This is a genomic window from Atlantibacter hermannii (assembly GCF_009907385.1).
GTDB classification, from domain to species: Bacteria; Pseudomonadota; Gammaproteobacteria; order Enterobacterales; family Enterobacteriaceae; genus Atlantibacter; species Atlantibacter hermannii_A.
Genome location: NZ_JAAATR010000007.1, coordinates 1 through 19,880, shown reverse-complemented (window position 1 = coordinate 19,880; position 19,880 = coordinate 1). Strand labels below are relative to the sequence as shown.

At 43.5% G+C, this 19,880-nt stretch carries 21 protein-coding genes; 13 read left to right on the top strand and 8 right to left on the bottom strand.

Features of this window, described 5'->3' with window-relative positions; translation table 11 throughout:
• The first annotated feature begins 103 nt into the window (after nucleotides 1-103).
• From GV764_RS21945 to GV764_RS02705, 11 genes are all read left to right on the top strand, one after another.
• Nucleotides 104-280, top strand: coding sequence for a hypothetical protein (locus GV764_RS21945; protein WP_001371930.1), 177 nt, complete (start codon nucleotides 104-106; stop codon nucleotides 278-280).
• A 416-nt stretch (nucleotides 281-696) separates the two neighbouring features.
• Nucleotides 697-1,881 carry a hypothetical protein gene (locus GV764_RS02750; RefSeq protein WP_001272971.1) on the top strand — a complete coding sequence of 395 codons (1,185 nt, stop codon included), beginning with the start codon at nucleotides 697-699 and terminating at the stop codon, nucleotides 1,879-1,881.
• 65 nt (nucleotides 1,882-1,946) lie between these two features.
• A complete protein-coding gene (locus GV764_RS02745; protein ID WP_000708863.1) occupies nucleotides 1,947-2,228 on the top strand; it encodes a hypothetical protein in 282 nt (93 codons plus the stop codon).
• Between the two features lie 314 nt (nucleotides 2,229-2,542).
• Nucleotides 2,543-3,244, top strand: a complete 702-nt coding sequence (locus tag GV764_RS02740) for a hypothetical protein (protein ID WP_000237191.1) — start codon at nucleotides 2,543-2,545, stop codon at nucleotides 3,242-3,244.
• Nucleotides 3,245-3,378: 134 nt separating this feature from the next.
• The gene (locus tag GV764_RS02735) at nucleotides 3,379-3,675 is read left to right on the top strand and encodes a hypothetical protein (protein WP_000856246.1); all 297 of its coding nucleotides are present in this window, start codon (nucleotides 3,379-3,381) and stop codon (nucleotides 3,673-3,675) included.
• 44 nt (nucleotides 3,676-3,719) lie between these two features.
• A complete protein-coding gene (locus GV764_RS02730) occupies nucleotides 3,720-4,157 on the top strand; it encodes a hypothetical protein (RefSeq protein ID WP_000286108.1) in 438 nt (145 codons plus the stop codon).
• Between the two features lie 67 nt (nucleotides 4,158-4,224).
• Complete coding sequence (locus GV764_RS02725) at nucleotides 4,225-4,761, top strand: hypothetical protein (RefSeq protein ID WP_000800251.1); 537 nt, start codon at nucleotides 4,225-4,227, stop codon at nucleotides 4,759-4,761.
• Nucleotides 4,762-4,986: 225 nt separating this feature from the next.
• Nucleotides 4,987-5,355, top strand: coding sequence for a hypothetical protein (locus GV764_RS02720; RefSeq protein ID WP_000537761.1), 369 nt, complete (start codon nucleotides 4,987-4,989; stop codon nucleotides 5,353-5,355).
• 432 nt (nucleotides 5,356-5,787) lie between these two features.
• Nucleotides 5,788-6,087 carry a hypothetical protein gene (locus GV764_RS02715; RefSeq protein WP_000442693.1) on the top strand — a complete coding sequence of 100 codons (300 nt, stop codon included), beginning with the start codon at nucleotides 5,788-5,790 and terminating at the stop codon, nucleotides 6,085-6,087.
• A 356-nt stretch (nucleotides 6,088-6,443) separates the two neighbouring features.
• A complete protein-coding gene (locus GV764_RS02710) occupies nucleotides 6,444-6,728 on the top strand; it encodes a hypothetical protein (protein ID WP_001091367.1) in 285 nt (94 codons plus the stop codon).
• A 65-nt stretch (nucleotides 6,729-6,793) separates the two neighbouring features.
• Nucleotides 6,794-7,147: a hypothetical protein gene (locus GV764_RS02705; RefSeq protein WP_000210769.1), complete on the top strand. Its 354-nt coding sequence runs from the start codon at nucleotides 6,794-6,796 to the stop codon at nucleotides 7,145-7,147.
• A 286-nt stretch (nucleotides 7,148-7,433) separates the two neighbouring features.
• On the opposite strand, the gene GV764_RS02700 is transcribed toward GV764_RS02705, so the two are convergent.
• From GV764_RS02700 to mobI, 8 genes are read right to left on the bottom strand one after another with little or no spacing between them, the layout of a single operon-like run.
• On the bottom strand, nucleotides 7,434-8,165 hold the full coding sequence (locus GV764_RS02700) for a nuclease-related domain-containing protein (protein ID WP_000338612.1): 732 nt from the start codon (nucleotides 8,163-8,165) through the stop codon (nucleotides 7,434-7,436).
• Between the two features lies 1 nt (nucleotide 8,166).
• Complete coding sequence (locus GV764_RS02695) at nucleotides 8,167-9,348, bottom strand: S49 family peptidase (RefSeq protein WP_000952985.1); 1,182 nt, start codon at nucleotides 9,346-9,348, stop codon at nucleotides 8,167-8,169.
• A gap of 10 nt (nucleotides 9,349-9,358) precedes the next feature.
• Nucleotides 9,359-10,021, bottom strand: coding sequence for an IncC plasmid conjugative DNA transfer DtrJ family protein (locus tag GV764_RS02690; protein ID WP_000718549.1), 663 nt, complete (start codon nucleotides 10,019-10,021; stop codon nucleotides 9,359-9,361).
• Nucleotides 10,008-11,117 (bottom strand): hypothetical protein, encoded by a 1,110-nt coding sequence (locus GV764_RS02685; protein ID WP_000343600.1) that lies wholly within the window; start codon nucleotides 11,115-11,117, stop codon nucleotides 10,008-10,010. The genes GV764_RS02690 and GV764_RS02685 overlap by 14 nt, the downstream gene beginning before the upstream one ends.
• Nucleotides 11,117-13,201 carry a conjugative transfer system coupling protein TraD gene (traD, locus tag GV764_RS02680; RefSeq protein WP_001284073.1) on the bottom strand — a complete coding sequence of 695 codons (2,085 nt, stop codon included), beginning with the start codon at nucleotides 13,199-13,201 and terminating at the stop codon, nucleotides 11,117-11,119. The genes GV764_RS02685 and traD overlap by 1 nt, the downstream gene beginning before the upstream one ends.
• Nucleotides 13,201-16,347 carry a MobH family relaxase gene (gene mobH, locus GV764_RS02675; RefSeq protein WP_001011152.1) on the bottom strand — a complete coding sequence of 1,049 codons (3,147 nt, stop codon included), beginning with the start codon at nucleotides 16,345-16,347 and terminating at the stop codon, nucleotides 13,201-13,203. Before mobH ends, traD begins: the two co-directional genes overlap by 1 nt.
• Nucleotides 16,348-16,356: 9 nt before the next feature.
• Nucleotides 16,357-17,094 (bottom strand): hypothetical protein, encoded by a 738-nt coding sequence (locus tag GV764_RS02670; protein WP_000995978.1) that lies wholly within the window; start codon nucleotides 17,092-17,094, stop codon nucleotides 16,357-16,359.
• The gene (gene mobI / locus GV764_RS02665) at nucleotides 17,091-17,576 is read right to left on the bottom strand and encodes a conjugative transfer protein MobI(A/C) (protein ID WP_000071885.1); all 486 of its coding nucleotides are present in this window, start codon (nucleotides 17,574-17,576) and stop codon (nucleotides 17,091-17,093) included. The genes GV764_RS02670 and mobI overlap by 4 nt, the downstream gene beginning before the upstream one ends.
• A 759-nt stretch (nucleotides 17,577-18,335) precedes the next feature.
• Between mobI and GV764_RS02660 the strand changes: the two genes are divergently transcribed.
• Both GV764_RS02660 and GV764_RS02655 read left to right on the top strand, forming a co-directional pair.
• Entirely contained in the window at nucleotides 18,336-19,136 is an 801-nt protein-coding gene (locus GV764_RS02660) for a hypothetical protein (RefSeq protein ID WP_000004208.1), read from the top strand.
• A 1-nt stretch (nucleotide 19,137) separates the two neighbouring features.
• Complete coding sequence (locus GV764_RS02655) at nucleotides 19,138-19,650, top strand: hypothetical protein (protein ID WP_001140952.1); 513 nt, start codon at nucleotides 19,138-19,140, stop codon at nucleotides 19,648-19,650.
• Nucleotides 19,651-19,880 lie beyond the last annotated feature (230 nt).

Here is a 19,880-nt window from a genome sequence, read left to right as displayed (position 1 = left end):
AGAAACAGAACCCGACACATCGCTGCTCTCTGGGAAAGCCGGTCAGCAGATGGAGCGCCAGGAACTAAATCCGCTGGTTTTAATAATGATTGAGGAGAACAAGATGAAAGATAACAAGACACGTCCTGTAGACTCGTATGCTCATGCTGATTTCATGGAGTCCGTCTTCAGCAACCTCAGGGCTTTCTGTGATGCGGAATGCCAGCGGCTAACTGCCGGTTATCCCCCAACTGTCAAACCAGAACAGCAAAGCACTGACGGCCAGCTGTCGGCGGCATAAATCATTACCTGCCAGTTCGTTCAAATTTCCGCTTCCTTAAGCCCGGGCCAAAAGCCCGGCTCAATCCAAAAACTGAACGTACCGGTTTACCTCTATATCTCCTCAATCCCCTGCGACTTACAAGAGACCCGCACCGGTTTAGCCATTCCTGTCCTGCCACTCTCTCATCACTGGCCCAGACAACCGGAAAAGTAACTTTTCTCTCCGACTCACCTTCTGAACCAGCTATTTTGCTTAAACGTAAAAACGGCCCACTGTTGTGAAGATTTAAAACGGACGGATCGAGTAGTATTGTCTCAGGAATTTTTTTTAAGAAAAGTTACTTTTTCTTCTGTGCAACCTATTAGAAAAAATGTCGAACCTGGTATTGTTGTGTTGTAGCGCAGTTAAACAACCAACCAAAAGAGAGAACAAAAATGTCCGCAATCGAAACTGAAGTAAAAAACAACAGCAACGAAATCAGCCTTCGTGGTTACCTGGAACGCACTGGTAACGGTGCCCGTAAAGGTAACGGCCTTATCATTGACCCTTCGGTTGTTGTAGAGCAGGAAGGCTTTAACACCCGCACGGCCGGTATGGGCGAGCTCTACTATTCAATGCCTCACGTTGTGGAACACCTGAACAGCCTGGCCGATGCCTACATGGAAGACCCGTTCAGCGTGACGCCTATCGTTGTTCAGATGGTTAATGGCGTACCTGTACTGCGTCAGGGGGCTTGCCGTATCCGTTCCATCGCTATTGCAAACCGCCAGCTGGAAGCAGAAGGGCGTGAACGCATTACTCGTATTCGCTGCGAAGAGTTTCGCGGTAGCGCTTCAAAAGCAGAACTCTTCACCCTGACCGGCAACTCCAACCTGGCGCTGTCTGTCGTAGCTGAAGCGCTTTCAATTAAGCGTCTTGTTGAAGATAAAGAAGAGCCTAAGACCTTTGCGGAACTGGCAAAAAAACGTGGTAAATCAGAGCAGCATCTTCGCCAGATGGTTCGCGTACTGGACCTGCCTTCTGAACTACAGACCATGCTTGTGAGCGATCAGGTGAGCATGTACGTTGCGCTGGACGAGTATATGTACAGCGGTGAGGATGCGGTAGATAACATCAACAAGGCGATCTCCATCTATGGTAAAGCGACGAAAAACACGCTGAAATTCGTCAAAGCTGCCAAGGTAGAAGAGCGCATGGCAGATCCGCAGACTCCGGAAAACTCCGGTGATGAGCAACCGGCAGGTAATGCTACCGTTAACACCCCGGTACCGGATCAACTGAATGATGAAAGCAATACAGAGACGCTGGTTACGCCACCGGTACAGGAACCAGCTCCGGCTCCAAAGGACAGCGCTCCTAAACAGAACCCGGCAGGTAAAGCACCATCCATGTCCAGCGTTCTGAACAAAAAGACCGTGACCGTCATTGCCGACACCGCGATCCCGATTTTTGAACGTATTGCTGAAGAAGCCAAGCTTAAAGAAGGTGAATCTGTCAGCACTGATACTTACACGCTTGTTCTGACCAATGATGAAATGAACGATATCATCAATGCTCATGCTGACCTGAAAGAGTACCTGCGTAAGCATGCTGAGAAGATGAATAAGGGACAGGCATGATTTTCTGACCGACCCCTCCATCCGGACGGGTCGGTAACTTTTTCAGGACAAGGGGAAACAGGGCAATGAAGAAGGCTTTTATCAACGTAGACAAGACTAACCCACTGCCAGTCCTGACGGATTCGGTGACCCGGGTAAGTATTCAGTGCACGGCAAAAGATGAAAACGGGGCAGGGATCGAAGTGAACATCCTCGACCTGATTCAGGATCATGATACGGATGAAGTGAAAGTGCAGTTTGGGAGCTCGCCTGTTCAGGCTCTGGCGATGCTCCGCCGGGTTATGACAGCACTGGAAAAGCAGGCAAATGCAGAACTGCAACAGAATTCCTGCTCGCGTATGCAGTAAACGGTAAAAGCAGAATGTTCCCTACTGGATAAACCCGGTGGACCTCACGGAGAGCAAGTCACCGAATGGTTCACTGTTAAGTGATATACATCCGGATTTATAAGGTTTTGCAGCATCCGAATAGGCAATAAATAGAATTATTTTGATTTATCTCAGCAAGGAAATGGAAAGCTACCAGATTTTAGGATAGCGAAATGCCTGTATCGCTACTCTGCTGAATTAGAAATGATTTTAAACGCAATGCATAATGATAGAATAGCAATGCCTTTAATTATTTGTCACGTCTGAATTATATGTAGACTTACGGAGAGGATATGGTAATTACTTATTCATTATCGGAAACGTTTAATATGTTTTTACGCGAGATTATTGCATCTGGACTTGCAGTTTTTTGCGCATGGTGCGTTTTGTGTCTTTTCTCTGATCAGGAACGAGGTAAAGAGGTTCCTGTTTCTATGAAAAAAATAACTTCAAAGTCAGCTTTCTCCTACTTTATCAGTTCTCAAATTGCCGCTTTTATTATCTCCTTGTTGGGTTCAATCTTAAGCACGAAATGGGACAACATCGTCTGGAATGATGAAATAAGACAGTTTTATCTGCATGTAGGATTTGGGCTGGTAGCTTGTGTATTCTGTCTGCTTGTAATCTTGCATGAGAAATTTATCAAAAGAAATTTAAATGTTTATTCTGGTTATTGTGGTTCACTGGCAGTTAGTCTCACAGGAATCTTTGTACTTTGTGCGTTATATCTGACATTTTCATTACCATTTCATTATGAAGAACGTCTACTTAATGATGCATCCTTGGTGGCTTCGGATGGCGTTGAAAATTCAGTCGTTTTTGCAGACGGTCGTTACTGGGTTTTTGAACTGGGCTTACCATATTTCAAACAGTCATTGCTCAAAGAGGTAAGAAGGGGCAGGTACCAGCTAATCTGCACTACAGAAAAAAAACCAACATGCTGGTCTGGCAAAAAACTTCCCGAAAAACCAACCTCTTTGAAAGCTAGTTCATAAAGATTTAAACTGCTCGCTTAAATCCACACTGGTCCAATTTTGAAAATTTATTGTGTTTTTAAAAGAAATTACAGTGTGGGTTATTAGCCAGTAGGTCGGAGTTTTATATAATACCCAAAAACACAGGAGGTATTATGAAAACCAATCTGGCCTATGCATCTAATTGCTCCGATTCTGTCTACTCCTATATTTATCAGGCACTGCAACAACGCTCTGGTGCCGAGAATGAAAGCCTTTATCAGCAGGCCATTTCCAGCTGCTGCACAGATAAACAAAAAAAGAAACTGGCCGGGTATTATGCCGGTCCATGGCAGCTGCTATTCAACGCGTGGTGTAACAATCGCGTCCCTAACACAGCGGTGCTGGCCCTTTTACTCCAGCAGTGCTTATCTCATTTCCAGTGCGAAGAAGTGATCGCAGCCTGGCAGTAACCCTATCAAGCCCCTTCGTATAGCGGAGGGGCAGGAGATATCTCATGTACAGAAACGACAGAAACGTGGATTCCTTCAACCTGGTTAATGCTCTTCAGCCGGTCTTTCGTAACACCGGCTGTGGGATGTTTGAATATGATCGTAAAAAGCAGAATGAAACCGCTGATTCAATCTTACGAGCGTTGGCGTTAAATGCCGATTTCGCGAGGGCCTTAAAACAGTACGTCCGGATTAATTCTGTACGACGGGTTGTTCAGTTCGATGACGGCTCGGTTCGCTATGGTATTCATGCCGAATTTGAAGGGCATAATAAAATTAATTCCTTCCGTATTTTTAAAGATGAAGATACAGACGCATTTGACTCCTATTTTTATTCGGTTTGCGATAATAAAGCTGAGCTGGTGGATTTTAAAATGGACTCTCTCGATATTCAATTGCAGGCAGTTTTTGAAAAGGTGACAGGTATTTTTCTGTCACATTAAATATTCAAATTTTCAATCCTCGGGCTGATAGACAAAAAACGCACTTTAGAATATAGATGAGATGAATATGAAAAACGTAAATATTTTGGATACCGATATTGCGGCCATTAATGCTCTTTCTGGCGTAGAACTGACTGACTTTCTCACTGCCGGGTATCAGGTAAACTGGTTAGGAGAAAGGGAGGTTTCGCTGGTGGGCTTTCCGTGTTTAGCAAGCAACAAGCAGCCGGTAGAAGTTGGTCCCGGCATTTTCATTAATCGCGTGTACAGCAGAGACAGCCAGTCTCTGAGCGGGAAATTGCGCTATGACCTGTCTAATGGTCTGGCAACGAGTGCATTTTCATTTTTCTCCCAGTCAGGCTGGTATGGGGGATTCCGTGTCGTATCTTTCCGTGACAACGGGCCAGCTGCGTTAATCAACATTGGTATTGTCCATGAGAATGTTTTGAATGCATTTTGTGCTGACTTCCCCCGGGCCAATGTGAGCGTAACCCGTTTTCATTGTGGCATGACGCTTGAGCAGATCCGAATGTTCATTTCAGACACTGCTTACGATATGCCGCTTTATAACAACGAGTCTGACTTTCGCAGGCTCGCCAGTTAGCATGGAGGCTGACTTCAGTGCTTACGCCTAAAAGCCGGTGAGCGAGGTGGCGGAACCGGTTGGCTTCGCCCAGTCTTACTTACTTCTCTCAAGGTACTGCGCTGCAAGCGTACGTAAAAAAAGTAAGTAGCTAAATGGCGTGAGCGATTAGTTCTATACGGGAAGAAGTCATAGTATTCTGAAATGATAGTTATCTCATACGAACGATAGTAATGGAGTTTCTTAATGGGCGTTGATATCTGCTGGCGATTTCAAAGGGAAGAAAAGCCTGGTAAATGGATTAATTTATCAAGCAATTATAAAGGGGACCGATCATATCTCCACTTTGCCTGGCTCGGATTTGATGTAGATCGTGAAAGGGCGAGCACATCAGCAGTTTTTATCCACGCATTACGCGGATTACCTGATGATATACCGTCCGAAGATGATGATTTATTCGGTGAACATTCATACTCATGGCTGACTTCGGAAGAAATTTTGTCAGCCATACCACCCGATAACGCCGGAGAGGTGATCCAGGAATTTGTCGAAGAAGTAAAGCGTCTCCACGTGGAGAACGGCAGCGTCCGTTTCGTCTTTGGATTTGAAGGGTAACCCGTAAGAAAGTAGCTATCTTACCCGGCTAGGTCTCCAATCTCTCAGATGCTCAAAGAGGGCCGGGCATGGTGCCCACACATCCCCTACCATTCCGATTTGATATTCGTCTAATACACCCTTTAAAGAAAACAAGCAGACGGCAATGAGACGTCGGATTAGCGTCAGCAAATATGAGACGTCAGTAGTCGATGTTTGTCCTGCGGAACGTGAATCTGTTTACAAGGGGTAAAGCCGTACCATCCATGAGGGCTCAGAGAGCCGGGGTCTCCTCCAGATCACTGGAAGTTATTGACTCTGGCAGGCCTATCCCTATGACTTTTTCCCGGATGGCAAATTAAGAGCGAACAGGGCCAAATTAGTACTCTTTTCTAAACGGAAATACTGAATCACCCTGATATAACTGGTCTCTCACAAGACAGGAGATCATCAATGGAACGTGTAATATTTTCAGTAATCTTTTTTATGATGCTGGGCGTACCTTTTTACCTTCTTTATAAAATTGCCCGGGACATTTTTGGTACCGCCGGTGCTGGTGAGCCTGCACAATTGCCTCAGGGCAAGCAAAGACGCTCAGGAGGCGCTGGTTCGGGTTCGATCTGGCAAGGACACCATCTACAGGGGAGCAGCCATTTGAACCCCCTCGGAGGTGATTGTAATGGTGAAAATAGCATAGCTGGTGGTTGTGATGGTGGCGGTGGAGGAGGTGACGGAGGTGGTGGTGGTGACTGATAGCCTGCAACTTTAACTATCAGGATGAAACCCATGTCCAGCAACCGGAAAAAGAATTCATTTCAACCGAAAAGCCCTGCCTTAAAGTGAAGCGTATTAAACGTGAAGGATGCTGAATTAGAGGGTATCGGTTTTATACTGAAGCGTAACTGGAAGAAGGATCTGAAATTAACTATTACGGAAAAGTAACTTTCTGACTCACCACGTACGCCCCTCGGTTATGCCATACAGTTTGATACGAAAACAGATCAGTAAGTAGATTGCTATACGCCGGAGAGAAGTCTATTTTTCATGCACCGAACCTGTTTGGCCTGCAATGGAAGCAGGTATAATAATCACATACAAAGGAGGGCATTATGAATACATTTTTATACGTGCTTTTGGCCTGGATTGTTGTGCTTTTTATCGCCAACAAACTGCTCGCAAGACGTAAGCCCAATACGGTTAAAATCCTGGTACAGCGCAACGGGAAAGCCGCAGAGGTTGATGCTGTAGTGGTTCAGGGTTCAAAGAGAGCTAACAACAGTTCTGTTGCGGACAGCGACGCGGTAGATAGTTATTTTGAAATGAATCCTTACTCCCGCGAAAACCAGGCGAATGGTTGGGCTATGCTGGCCAGAGACGATGACCAGCTTAAATAATCAGTTGAGTGTGATGTGTAAAGCAGCTTAAAACTCTAAATGGACGAACAGGGGAGGTGACAAAGATGACAACCAATACAACAACGACCACCTACCGCTCAGAAGAAATCGTGCCGTTCAGACGGCCCAAAGGGGATCTGGATAGTCGGTATATGCCTCAGGTGTATGCAATGGTGCGGAACTGGGCAAGTAACCCTGCTCAATATGGTGAGGGTGTACTGGCCTCCTACCGCCAACCGGCAGTAAACCTTGCCTACCAGGTAAAAGGAACTCGTGTTGTTTTAATTCTGGTACCAGTAGAGTGCGAGCCACCTGGAGTGATAATGACGGAAACAGTCCTGTGGCCGTCACTATCACTTGTAGAAGTCTTGCAGACCTTGCAGGAGGCCTGGCAAAATATTCCGGCGTTAAACCCCTGACGACTTCTGTCAATATCACCGGCTAGTGATTTACCTCTCTGCTGGTGGTCAGCCCGCCTAAGTTCAAATTATCTCTTTCTAAATTAGCCCGGATAAAAATCGGTCCCTCTAAAATAGCCTGCCCTGAGTAGGCTACGTCATACAAAGCGTTGGCCAGTCACCAGCTGGCTGGTGGCCATAATGCTCCACAGGATAAACCGTATCAGAACTACGCAAAGAAAAAGCCCCAACAATTTACCGATGGGGCCTTTTGCAGACATTTTACAGCCTTACCAATGATAGAGCGCTAAGGCTTCTGCTTAGTGAACAGACTTGCCCACAGATAATGGATAAAGTTGAGCAGAATGTATGTTACTCGTTGCTCGAATTTCATCGGGGCTTTGTACTTTGTCGTTATGTTATGAATATGAGTAAGGTCCGTATAGAGCCCTGGCGACTTCCTTGTTGACTTCAACACCGAACAGATGTGCTGAACAGACTCCGGTGTGAACAACCGTAGCCCTCGTCGTTGTTTGACTTTATGGATAAAATCGTCCATCCCCATACATAACCATTCCGGCTTGATGCCATCAAACTTACAACGTCCGTTTATGATGACGACATTGATACATTCCAGTTCTCTAGCCTTAAGAGCAGACTGAATAGCCCTGATGTGCCCCTGGTTTTGCTTAAACGGGTTCTGCAACTTGAGGGTTCGGGACTGAGTCCATTTCCGCCAGTGGCTTTCCTCCAGAGTACCGTAGAGCTTGCCTACGTAGTTTTTCTGCTCTATGACGTATATACCATGTGGGGCTACGAGAATGTGATCAACCTGCGTAGTGCTATGAGCCGACAACTGAAAGGTGAGATCACTAAGTAGCCCCTGAGCTTCTTCAGGAAGCCCAGATTCAATTGCCTTTGCAGTCCGCCGTTCCGCTATGGCAGAGGTCATAAATCCCAACAGACACAGCAACACGACGAAAATAAGGATAATGAAAGCTACCCCCGTAATGCTCCACAGCAGATTGAAAGCATCCATGTTACCTCACAGAGGGGTAGCTGGTGGCATTAACAGATTCTACTAAGCGGGTAGTGGTACCGGTAAGGCTCTCAATATTTGAAGACAGGCTCATCAGCATGCCGAGTGCAGAACGGAGATTACGATGAGGCTCATTGTAGTTTTTGAACGTGTCAGTGGAGTACATTTTTGAAAGACGTGTACGGATCTCTACTGACGTAAGATCTCCATCCACCAGGCCGTACTTAACTGCCTGAGGTGTTGGCCATACACGGCCTGAATAGAGAGAAACAGCATCGGCATCATGACGCGAGAGAAGCTTTTTACCCCGTCCAAGTTCAACATCAGTTATAAATTTTTCATGCATCGTGTTCAGGATCTCCTTCTGCATGAACTCCCTCGTTGAATCGGACAATGGGTGGAAGGGGTCAAGAGCATCTTTGAACTCACCGGCCGTAAGGGGCTCATTCTTGACGCCTACTGTGCTCATGATCTCTGACAGATTCCAGTGGTCCATACGCACACCGATAGAACCGATCAGGGCATTACTGTCGGCATAAATTGCATCAGCGGGCGATACCGCGTAATAGCATGCGGATGCGCATATGCCTTTCACACTAACGATGATTGGTTTATATGAGTCTGCGATATCAGAGAAAAAACGACCGGTACCGCTGGAGAGTACTTCGAGGGAGTTTTGCTTCGACCGTGCTTCATCGCCACGTTCTGTGCTCCCGGTTTTGTTACTCTTGTCAGCGGCTACAGATGAAAGAGAGCCACCGGCATCTGATACGCGTTCAATCTGTGGCTGGTGGTTTTTAAGCGCGTTTATCTGGCGGTAAATAATGATGGCGTCAGAGGGACCACCACCACCTGACTCTGCCTCGATAATAACTGCTTTGGCATGGGGATTATTGTAAGCTTTGGCAAGAGCTGTTGCGATCACTGTTCCATCGCCCGTTTCCGAGCCGGTACCCATCTCGCCAGAAATCCGTATTACAGCTATATGGTCTTTCTTCCCTTCAGCGTCCTGCCATTGTTCGTAAAGATTGTAGAAAGAAAACCCTACAGCGGTCATGGCAATTAGCGACATAGCAACTTTTGCCGTGGTATGAATGCGAAACATCTTATAAAAACGGTCAGCGTTATCATTGAGCGATTCTTTGATATTTGTAGGGGACTTCCTTTTTTTACTGCTTAACATCTGACCACCTTTACATGAGTTTTTGAAAGTTAGACCACAAGCGATTCAATGCAATTCCCAGTATCAATAAAGCGACTGGTGGGAAAAGTTGAGCGATATTGTTAAATAGTGACATATTTGGCATGACCAGGTAGACCATCGTTAAAGCACTGATCACCCAAAATGCTCGAAACCAAATACGATAAAACTGAACTGTAACCTTACCAAATACGTACCTCTTCAATTTCCACTGGTACATTCCATCTGCTAGCATGGCAAATAGATAGGGCAGAAAAACGATTAGCCACCCCAGGATTAAGTTCCACCGGAAAATGGACTGATAAAGTAAGAGGGGTATGTTTTTGGCCATAGTGTAATTAATAGAGGTAAATTTTTCAGCAACAATGTTAATACCTCTGGCTGGTTTTTTGGTGTCAGGGATCAGAATAGTATTCAGATAGTCAATTAACTTATAGTCATGTACCAACCAATTTAAAGTCGCTTCACTATTTGCAATGACAGACTTCCAACGGTCATTTGATATGATGGACCGGCTTGCATTAACCTCCTGAGTAATCTGATATTTGAGCTCCTCAGTATTCTGGAAAGCCAAGCTGTAACCAAAATAAATGACCATGCCAAAAAAAAGCATTGTTCTGAGCACTGCTGCCCTGCTTGTATTATCCGCAGCCATTGCTTTCCCTCCATTCACGAAAAAGAGCTAGCCTCTGATCGTGATTGCAATAGTTGTTACGCCACATCGTCGGGATACCCAGGAGCCAGTGGTACTGTTTAGGTATGATTTGGTCGATGAGGCTTAACTCCGCCAGTTCTTTATGCTCTGCGCTTTTCCACTCGATCTGTCCCACATCAGGAACAAATACAGCGGTCCTTGCTTTTGCGGCCTGGCGGGAAAATTCTATAAAGTTGATGCCCCACGGCGTCCAGTATCTGTACTGCTCGTTTAGGCCGATGTTAAACACCGGCAGAGAAAGAGTTGAGTCGGCAAAAGCCGAAATCACATTTTTGCAGACTCTTGGACTATCTATTTTTTCCTGTTCGGTTTTGAGATGAGTCAGCAGTGCACGGTCAATAATGCTGTTAAAGGTGTTTGTATAAAGGCCATTAGGGTCAGGAAGCTGATCTATGGCAGTAATGATTTTAAATTTTAACCGAGAAAGAAAGGGAGAGTCCTCAATAGTAACTATATGACTATGTGTTGTTTCTGGATGAATCTGGGGTTTGATGCGCTGTACTTGTTTAAAAGAGACACTACCTGGCAAATTAATGAATGCGCCCACCGTGCGTGTTAAATCGACGAAATAAGGCAAAAGATAACAACCAAGCATACGGGCATTCTTTTTTACAAGATCACACCGTACGTCATTGTTATCGAAAGAAATACGGAAACTAACGAATTTACGTTCAGGACCTTCGCTGGTGGTCAGTGATTGAATCCATTCATGGCATGATCCTTGTGGTACCGACCAGTAGCTGGTTTCACGGTCCCCAAAGGGATCAGTCGTGATCAACTCTCCCTTTAAAAGGAAAAGCTCAGACAGGGTATTTGCCATGGAGAATAGGGAATCGATATCGTTGCTCTGACAAAATTTTCCCAAATGATGAAACGCGTTTTTTTCTATCATAGTTAGCCGATCTCGAACTTCCTGAGAATCTGCGTACTTTAAACCCAAAGACTGAAAGCGCCTTTTTACGAGCGAGCGACATTTGCTGACTTTTAGTGCAGAGCTTAAAATTTGCTGGCGCGTCAGGACAATTTTTTCATCCATCAATGCAACTTCCTTAGAAATTTATTAAGATTTTTGATATCGAGATTTTGACGCAAAGTAACTTTTCCGGCCTTCTTGAAAAGCATTTCCGACAGAGTTGTGTTTGGCTTCATTTGTTTCTCAGCAACAGCAATAGGGATTTGGCCTACAACCTTCCTGCCATCTTGAAGCCTGGCAACTATGTGAAACATAGGGACCTGACCCAAGAGATCCTTTGGAATACTCTCTTCTAAAGTTGTCTGCTTTCTTTCTGAGATTGAACCTGAGAAGTTATTATGCGGCAAAGATGTTTCTGAACCGGTCGTATAAGTGACCATATTTGTGCTTATCGCACTCTTACCAAAGTTCTCTACAACAAGCGTCTGAGTAGGAGTATCGTTGACTCGCAAGCTTATATAATTGTTGCAGAGCCCCGTAATTCGATTGGCAGTTTCAACACTTGCCGCAGCAATAAAGTCGGAGATGGTTTGGGTGCAAATAAACAGTGCAATTTTCGCTGCACGACCCTGCGCCAGAAGGTTAATCATAGGGTTGTTAATGGCTGAGTGTGCCTCATCAACAAAAATACTTATCCTGGAATTAGCTGACATATCACCATCTTGAGCGTTGTAGCGACTACCGGCACAGGAGGTCAGATCTGACATTATTAATTGAGAAATAGCAGCTGCTGTATCGGGGTTTGAAAGGCCATCAAGCGAAATGTATAGCACCCCGCCAGTGCTGAACATCCCTTCGCTTGTTACAATTTCTCTTGATGATACTGAGTTCGGGTTAGGAGATAAAAGCTCATTTAAAGGTTTTTCAATGAGCATATCGAAAACAGGCATAATACCTGCGGTCATTTTAGCCATATGCTCTGGGTCGGACATTGAGTAATCAATAAGCTGGGAAACAGTATCTAACCAGTCTATTTGTTCGGACCCCTCGTAATTCATGAAATGAGCCGTAAACCATTCAGCGAGACGCTTGAAACGTACCGGCAAGGTATCGTTAGCGACGTACTTAACTTTTTCGGTCCAGACATCGTAACCATAATATCTCGCGTAACATGACTCCATTACCTTGACTGTAAGATTCACAATAGACATGTGGCTTTTCATGTTCTTGTGAATCAGATAAATAGAAGGCTTTTTCTCTATGTAAGAAAGCCCGGAAATCACATTGGAAACGAGAGCCTTGGCATACTGAACGAATGGGTTAACCTCACCGGGAACTGTCACCAAGCTCAAAAGACGAGATGTTAGGTCAGAAACATTAGTATAGGTGTTGCAGACATCAATACAGACCGAAGATGCTGGCTGGCCAGGATGAAATTTATAGAAAGGAAGACCGAGGGTCTTAGCCTCTTCCATTAGAGATTCTCGCCACTCTGCATCGTTCTTTGGATCTATGACAACAACAACATGACCAAGATGAAGCATGCTAATGCTTAGTAAACGCTGTAGCACCGTTTTCCCGGTACCCACGTTTCCGGTTATCAGAGTATGACCAAACCAATTGTCTTCAGTTACAAATATGGGTTCCCTACGTTCCACAGCAAAAATTGCATTGCTGCCGCCCATCTTACGAGCCATTGCGTCAAAATGTCTCTTAATTGGGTTGAAGACGAATGGCAACTCGATCTCACGTTTATCACTGGAGAGGTTAGCTATTTGATATGCCCGATCCGCATGTTCCGGACCCCACTCAAACCCATCACAAAAATAGGACTTTCGCTCGGGTATATCCTTATTTTTATTTTGATAATCCTGAACCAGTTGACGATACTTTCGCTCATTGGAGAAAAAGTTACTTTTGTTAATTACACGCAGTGAATCAAGACTAACGAACATGAAATGTCGCTTGAATACACGCCAATGAGCCATCAAAAATGGCGCTGCTGTTTTGCAACGATAAAGGCACAGCAAAAAAAGCAATATTGAGGTGAACAGAACTATTGGGGCGATGTCCAGTCCGTCTGAAGAAAGTCCCATATAAAGCATAGAAACCGAACAAATCAAAAGTATTGAGGCACTACGATACTCAAGAATAGGCCGATAAAAATTCTCTTGTGCATGGAGGTTAGTCCTCTTCGAATCTGACATTATAGGTTCCCAGCCTCTTTCAGGTTATTGATAATTCGTTCAATGTCCACTTTCGCCCGGTCTGATGCGGCCAGCAAAGTAGGCATGTTAAATGCATGGCATTTTGTATTGATCACAGCACCAGAATTAACGAGGTACTGAGGAAGCTTATTGAAAAGATCTTGAGCCTCTAACTGCGACCCAAATTTTTCCACGCAAGATTGGGTCAGATAGAGAGTATTAGGAGTACTTACCATAAATCTGTTTTTGCGCTTTCTTTTAAACGCCACCTCCATTTTGGACAGAATTTGATGCAGTACTAACGCAATTTCTACAAATTCAAGCTCTGTAACGTCACCTTCGCTTATAAGCGAGAATTCACCATTTTGGTCTGATTCAGTAGATGCAAAGACTTTACTGTTCAGATTGTGACCAGAAACAGGTGATGCTGGTTTTTGTACTTCTGCTTTGTCCGATGATTTATTCCGGTTGCGCTTGGGATTTTGTTTTTCTACCGGTGCTGTTGGGGCGAACAGTCTGGCCAGTGCTGGCGAAAGATGATGCCCCTTAGCGTCTGTGGGCGCATGCTCTCCATTTGATTCTTCAAGTACAGGAGGTAAGGCGGGCTCTTCACTTGCCATCACACTGGTTGCGGCTGCTTCGGTCTGGGAATACACAACTTCAGCTGGTGGTGGGCAGTTACCCTCAGTATCTGGTTCTGAGTTTTCTTGTCCTACAGAAACATCCATAGAGCGTTCATTCGTACCCTGGGGATCAGCGTTCTGTTCTCGGTTAAGTTCTGGTAATTCTGACGGCTCGGAGAGAAGCTTTTCATTATGGACCGAAGAGCTTGTTGCACAACTACCGACTTCTGGCCGAGAAACACTAAGCTGTGAGAAATCGGTATAATCAATGATCTCATGCTCTTCATCTTCTTTCTCAAAAAGATGTTGATAATGTTCATATTCCACAGCCTCAGTTTTCAGCGGACCAGTCGCGGATGCACTATCGGTTCCATGATATTCCACGTCGCCAGAATGTTCTTCGACTGCATTTACACGTGGGGGAGGCAGCTCAAGCGTTTGCTTTGGACGTGGGGCAGAGTTTTCAACAGAAGACTCATCATTAATCACTAATGCCTGATACATAGAAGTATTGAAAAGTGACTTTAAAGTTGTTGGCCTTCTTGGCTCATGATAGGTGAGCTGGAACCCGGCGCAGTTATCGCCGAGCTGGACTAAACGCAGATCGTCAATGTCCCTTACTATCCACATTCCATCGAGAGAGCCTTCTCTGAATGTCAGTTGGAAATAGGGCTCTTCACTGAATGCTTTTTCATCTAATCCCGGCAGCAATGCCATAGTGGTATCTATGTTGAGGTAGGGGACAGCATCAACACACACTATATAGTCATTGGAAAGTGGAGCGCTTAAAAGGAGTTCATGAAGTTGGTTGACCAGGACATGGGATTCCGTGTCCTTTGCCGATTCATCTTCACTTTCTTCTATATCAGGAATGACAGGATCAGCTGCTTCCTCACCCTCAGATTTAACTATCTGCGTGTCATTATCAATTTCATTATCACTTTCGGCTTTCTTCTCAAAATCGTCGGATGAGCCTTCATTTTTCTTAGAATGTATATCAACATCAATAGAGGCAGAGGAGCGGCCTAAATCATTAACCTTAAGAACAGCCGTCTCAACAGTATCAGTAATTTTAGTTATAACGTCCCGACCGGGCACTGGTCTTCTGTATTCAGTAACTGTTTTTTGCTCGTCAATGTAAATAAAGTCTTTATTGGCATTAACGCTAAAAAGACCCGGCACTGAGTCAGGGATTTTATAGGAATCAAAGATTAAACCAATCCACCTTAGCTTAAGAAGGTTATAGAATTCTAGTTTCCCTATCCCATTTCTAAAGATGTTTGATATTTCGTTTTCCGAATAGATACCCGGAATGAAGTAGTGAACGACACGCTCATCATCATAGGGCTCGACGTAACCACGTTGAACTAGGGATTCTACCAATACGGTCTTACCAGCCTCTCCCTGAGGGAAGTTATATTTATGTAATTCGAAATCATTGAGAACAAAATCAAGGAATGCGTTCTCGTTAAGGTATACCTCACCATTTACGATAATGATGTGCATAGGCTTAGCATTGTAATTGTTGATATTGATACTGGTAAAGTTGTGCTTGATGGTACTAATGGCCCTTGCTGCTGCATCATTAGAACGCAGACCCATGATAGGGTCACGTAAAACATTAAGGTCTGTACCAGTAGAATAGAAATCAGCGGTCCTCACGCATTTAGACAAAAAGTCATTCCCATCAGTATAAACGTTTAGGGCGGTGATCATTTTTGAATAAACACGTTCTTTATTTACCCGATCCAAAAATGCAAGACATACCGGGTTTAGGATTCGCTCAAGGAAAACGCTGGACCAGATATTATGTTGATTATGAATACGCTTTCGCCAGTGGATTTCGTATTCAACCACGTCATTTTCACGTGCCCAGTCAAGAAGACTTTGTGAGCTTGGCGTCCAAATGATCGGACTAGCTAAATTCAGGCTTACAATGTCGAGATCGTAAACCTTTCCGGCATCATGGACTAAACCACAGATAAACGCAGCATAGAGATATACTTTTCTACGGACTACTTCTTCATCTTGATATCCGATTGGTCTCAGTTCTGAGTGATGCGCATTTTTTAAAGAGAGTATGGCCACTTCCAGGCTGTGAGAAAGTAACCCACCAATACCATTATGATGATGATTTTCGGAAGCTGGCAAAAGATGTATCCAGCGAACATATTCAACCAAGGGCTTTAAAACTAAATTAGTAAATGTATATGCATCGTCCCTGATGTCGCTATCGCTGATAGCTAACATCATTGAAATTGAGTGCAGCTTTTCCCGATACAGAGACAGGATTGACTGTTCATTAAATGTCTGTATGCCCGTCGGACGAGTTGGATACTCGATGAATTTCAGGACTTCTGGATTTGGATGATCAGGAACAGTGTACTTCTGATCTCCTAGAATCTGCGCAAAAGGAGAGAGGCTTGATATATCCTCAATCATTACAGAGGTTGCATCATTCTCCTGAGATGAGAATATCCCCAAAATCCGTTTAATACATAAATACAGCGCCCTGAAATTCATCATCATACCTTATCGACGTTTGCCTGACAGTTCGGCTGCAATGTATGCCTGCACACTTTTATATTGCATTACTTTGGTGATGAACTCTGCTGGACTGTATGGCCCATCCTTACGGCGAGAAACATTCAGAGTCTTTTTCACATTCTCAACATATAAATTAATACTCTTTATAATGTTGTGAGACATAACCGGATAGTCGCTTACAGCCAGTAAACCCAATGAGTTGTACTCATACATTGTGTTCATGAGCTGGTTCATCTCGAAGATGTACTTGTAAAACCTCATGGTGTTGTGGTTATTGAAGTTGAGTTGTACTGGTTCAAAACTGAAAGGTACAAACTGAGTTGATGACATGAATGAGTCATTCTTGTCGAACTCAATTGACTTAATATAAGCAACAAGATTTTCTTTCATCTTATTGTTTTCTTCATGCAGCTCGTTGAACCAATCCTGAATAGCCTGAACAAGGTCAGGATGTTTAACTGCATCAACCGTTTTAAAGAGAGAGGAAATAGCGATACTCACATCATCAAAACCTCTGATGACTGCTCCATTTCTGGCAGTTAAAAACCGGTTAAAGTCTGGGGTGCCGGGGTTAATAATAACTTTGGCCATACCCTGGTGCTCTGGTCTACGTTGAGTAGAAGTTTGAGCGTTTACGCCTTGCTTTTTATTTGAACCTTTTACCATTACATCTTTTGGTTCAATGTTAATACGCTCATTGTCCGTGATAATTGCGTCGTTCATTGTGCCACCTTAGTTTTTGAGTATTGACGGATTTTTCGTCCAAGTTCGATATATGCTGAATGATAGAGCTCAAGCATTTCTCTGTAAGGCTCCAGCAATGCTTCCGTTTCAGAAATCATTTCGTATTCCCAGCTGGCATGGTTTACAAAACAGTTCTTAGAATATTTTCCACTTTTCATTGGTTGCACCCGTTTTGACATGTGGCTAGGCGCTCTTGTTTTATAAGGGCTGAACTGATGCCAAGTGATCGTTACTTTTCTGGCATTACCAATTAGCTCAACTTTTGGTGCGTAAGAACCCAGGTACTCCCTCTTTGGAACTTTGCTATGTCGGGTAAGGTTAATCTCTTGGTGGTTTCGTTCCTTCCACTTGATCCAGTATTTTGTAATGAGATCTTCAGCCTCAACACGCAAACCTTCAATCTGAGCACGTAAATTTTTACGTGTTAGCTCTATAGAACTTATAAGATTTGAATTACTCATGACGCCTCCTGATGTGAAATTACTATACCGGAGGAAATTTCCGTTTTTTTTCACGAACAGAAGATTTTTGAATGCTCTTTGATGAGGGAATTGAACAGATGTAATGCACTCGCTGTTTCCCCCATTCGGGAGGGGCCTTCAGAAACAGTAACAGCGAGTTTAGCCTCACTTCCATCGCTACCCCCTAAAGTTACTTTTGACAGAATGACCATTGTGGATTATTGCTTTTGATAATGTGCATTGCTCTATTAAAGTTATACATATATCTAGTGCCACTTTTCCAAAAAAAATGACCCTATGGAACTTTGTCCATAGTGACACTTTTATAAAAAGTGACCCTATGACGACATTACATAGGGTCACTTTTCAAACATAAGTGACCCTATGTGAGGCATTCATAGGGTCACTTTTCTTTGTTTAGTGATCCTATGTAAGCATGAGGTTGATGAAAAGTAAAAATGTCAGTTTATGACGGTCAGTGAAAGACGTCGTTATTCTAATCCAACGTTGGGAGGGGCTGGATTTAGGTTTTTTTTTAATCGCTTCACATTTCGTTAGCATGCGCAGGAATTTTTGATAAAATTCTGGTTAGTTTGGTTAAAAAGTGTTACAAGTAAGCGGTGTGGTTGAAGGGATAGATTTAAGGCTTATTCAAGCCTTAAGAAAATACTAAAAGTTACTTTTCACCCTACCGAACACCTAACAAAAAATCCATGTTGAAGATTTGAACAATTGTAATGGCGCAAGGACAATCAGCACATGTCAGAATCTGATAATTTAACTCGTAGCTTACTCGGTAAACTTTTCCGCACTGAGATTTCGCTTATTCGTAGTTACCGTGCATTTTTAATGTTATTGCCTGTGCATGGATCTTCTGCATATCAAACTGGGACTCCTCTTCTCCAGCGTCGCCTATTTGGGAAAGGATTTAGTACAGCCGCTGATTTAGCTTTTGAAGTGGAAACACGTCCAGGTAGTTTTTTGGTTCCGCGTACACTCGGAAAGGAAATTACATGGGAGAGGTTTTTTTCTGCGGTCTTGGACGGTGATTCCAATGTAATTCGTGAATATGATACAAATGATATTGACTATGGTATTTACGATGCCGGTGAAAAAGTGACTTTTCTGAATGGTACAGTGGATATCTATAATCCCAAGAAGATTCATGAGTTGCGTTCTAAATGTGTTGATATACAGAATGACTACTTTATGCAGGTGTTCTTTATCTCAATGCTCGCACCAGAGTTTGTAAGTATTTTCTTTGGTTTAAAACCAACTACAGCTGATGCTATTAAAGACATTGGTTATTCATCGTTAAAAACAATTAACGATGTCGTTCTTTTCCCACGTACAATTGCTTTCTCACAAGGGCATATTGAAGAGAGTGTTTCACTTAAAACGAAAGTTTTTGCCTGGGCTTATGAATTGTCTGCTGACATCCGGTTAGGAAAAGTTAGTGATGATTTGATGGAACTATTACGTTATGACACTATGTTCACCAGTCACCGTCAGGATGTGTTCAACACTTTAACAAATAAAGTTATGTTAAAGGATTATTGATATGGCAAAGGTCGATCAAACAAAAGCTAATGCTCTATTGCGAGCAGCAAGAACTATGTCGCTTGGGGCAAATAAAAATACAATACGAATTTTGTACGGTAATCATGTTGCTGAAAATATCGATTTTGAGCCTGGTGCAAAAACAAAACTCAAAAAAGGTATCCGGGGCTGGAGCAAACGCACAGATAACCGCCGAGCCTTTTCTGCTGTTATTGATGTCGCAGTTAACTATTTTGGTTTTGATCCAATAAATCCGGAAGCGAGTTTTCGGCAAATTGACTTCAACCGAATAATGAGTGTCCTTCATAATCTGGGATACTTTGTATGCGCACCGGAAGTTAATAAAATAATAGAAATCCTTACTTCTATGAAAGAAATTGAAGAACTAGGTGCCTGCGAAAAATGTAAACGCCCATACATTGTGCCAGTGACAAATGATGCTCATTGTCCACGTTGCAGATTATCTTCAACTGCTTCAGCCATAGAGAGGTATTCTCAAGAAGAATTAGATTAAATTTAAAAAAGATATCGCGAAACTTGCCTTGTCTGAATCTAAATATTGACTTAAGTCAAATTCTGTTGTTTGCTTTACAATCAAATATTAGTTACAACTTAAATATCAACTCTTGACAAGTAAAGATATAATTTGATTTTTCTTTATTCAGTTTTTCTTCGTTCCAAAAATGTGCACCTTTTTTTCTGTTGAAAACGTAAAACTACTTAGGTTCTCAAAACCTTCTATGC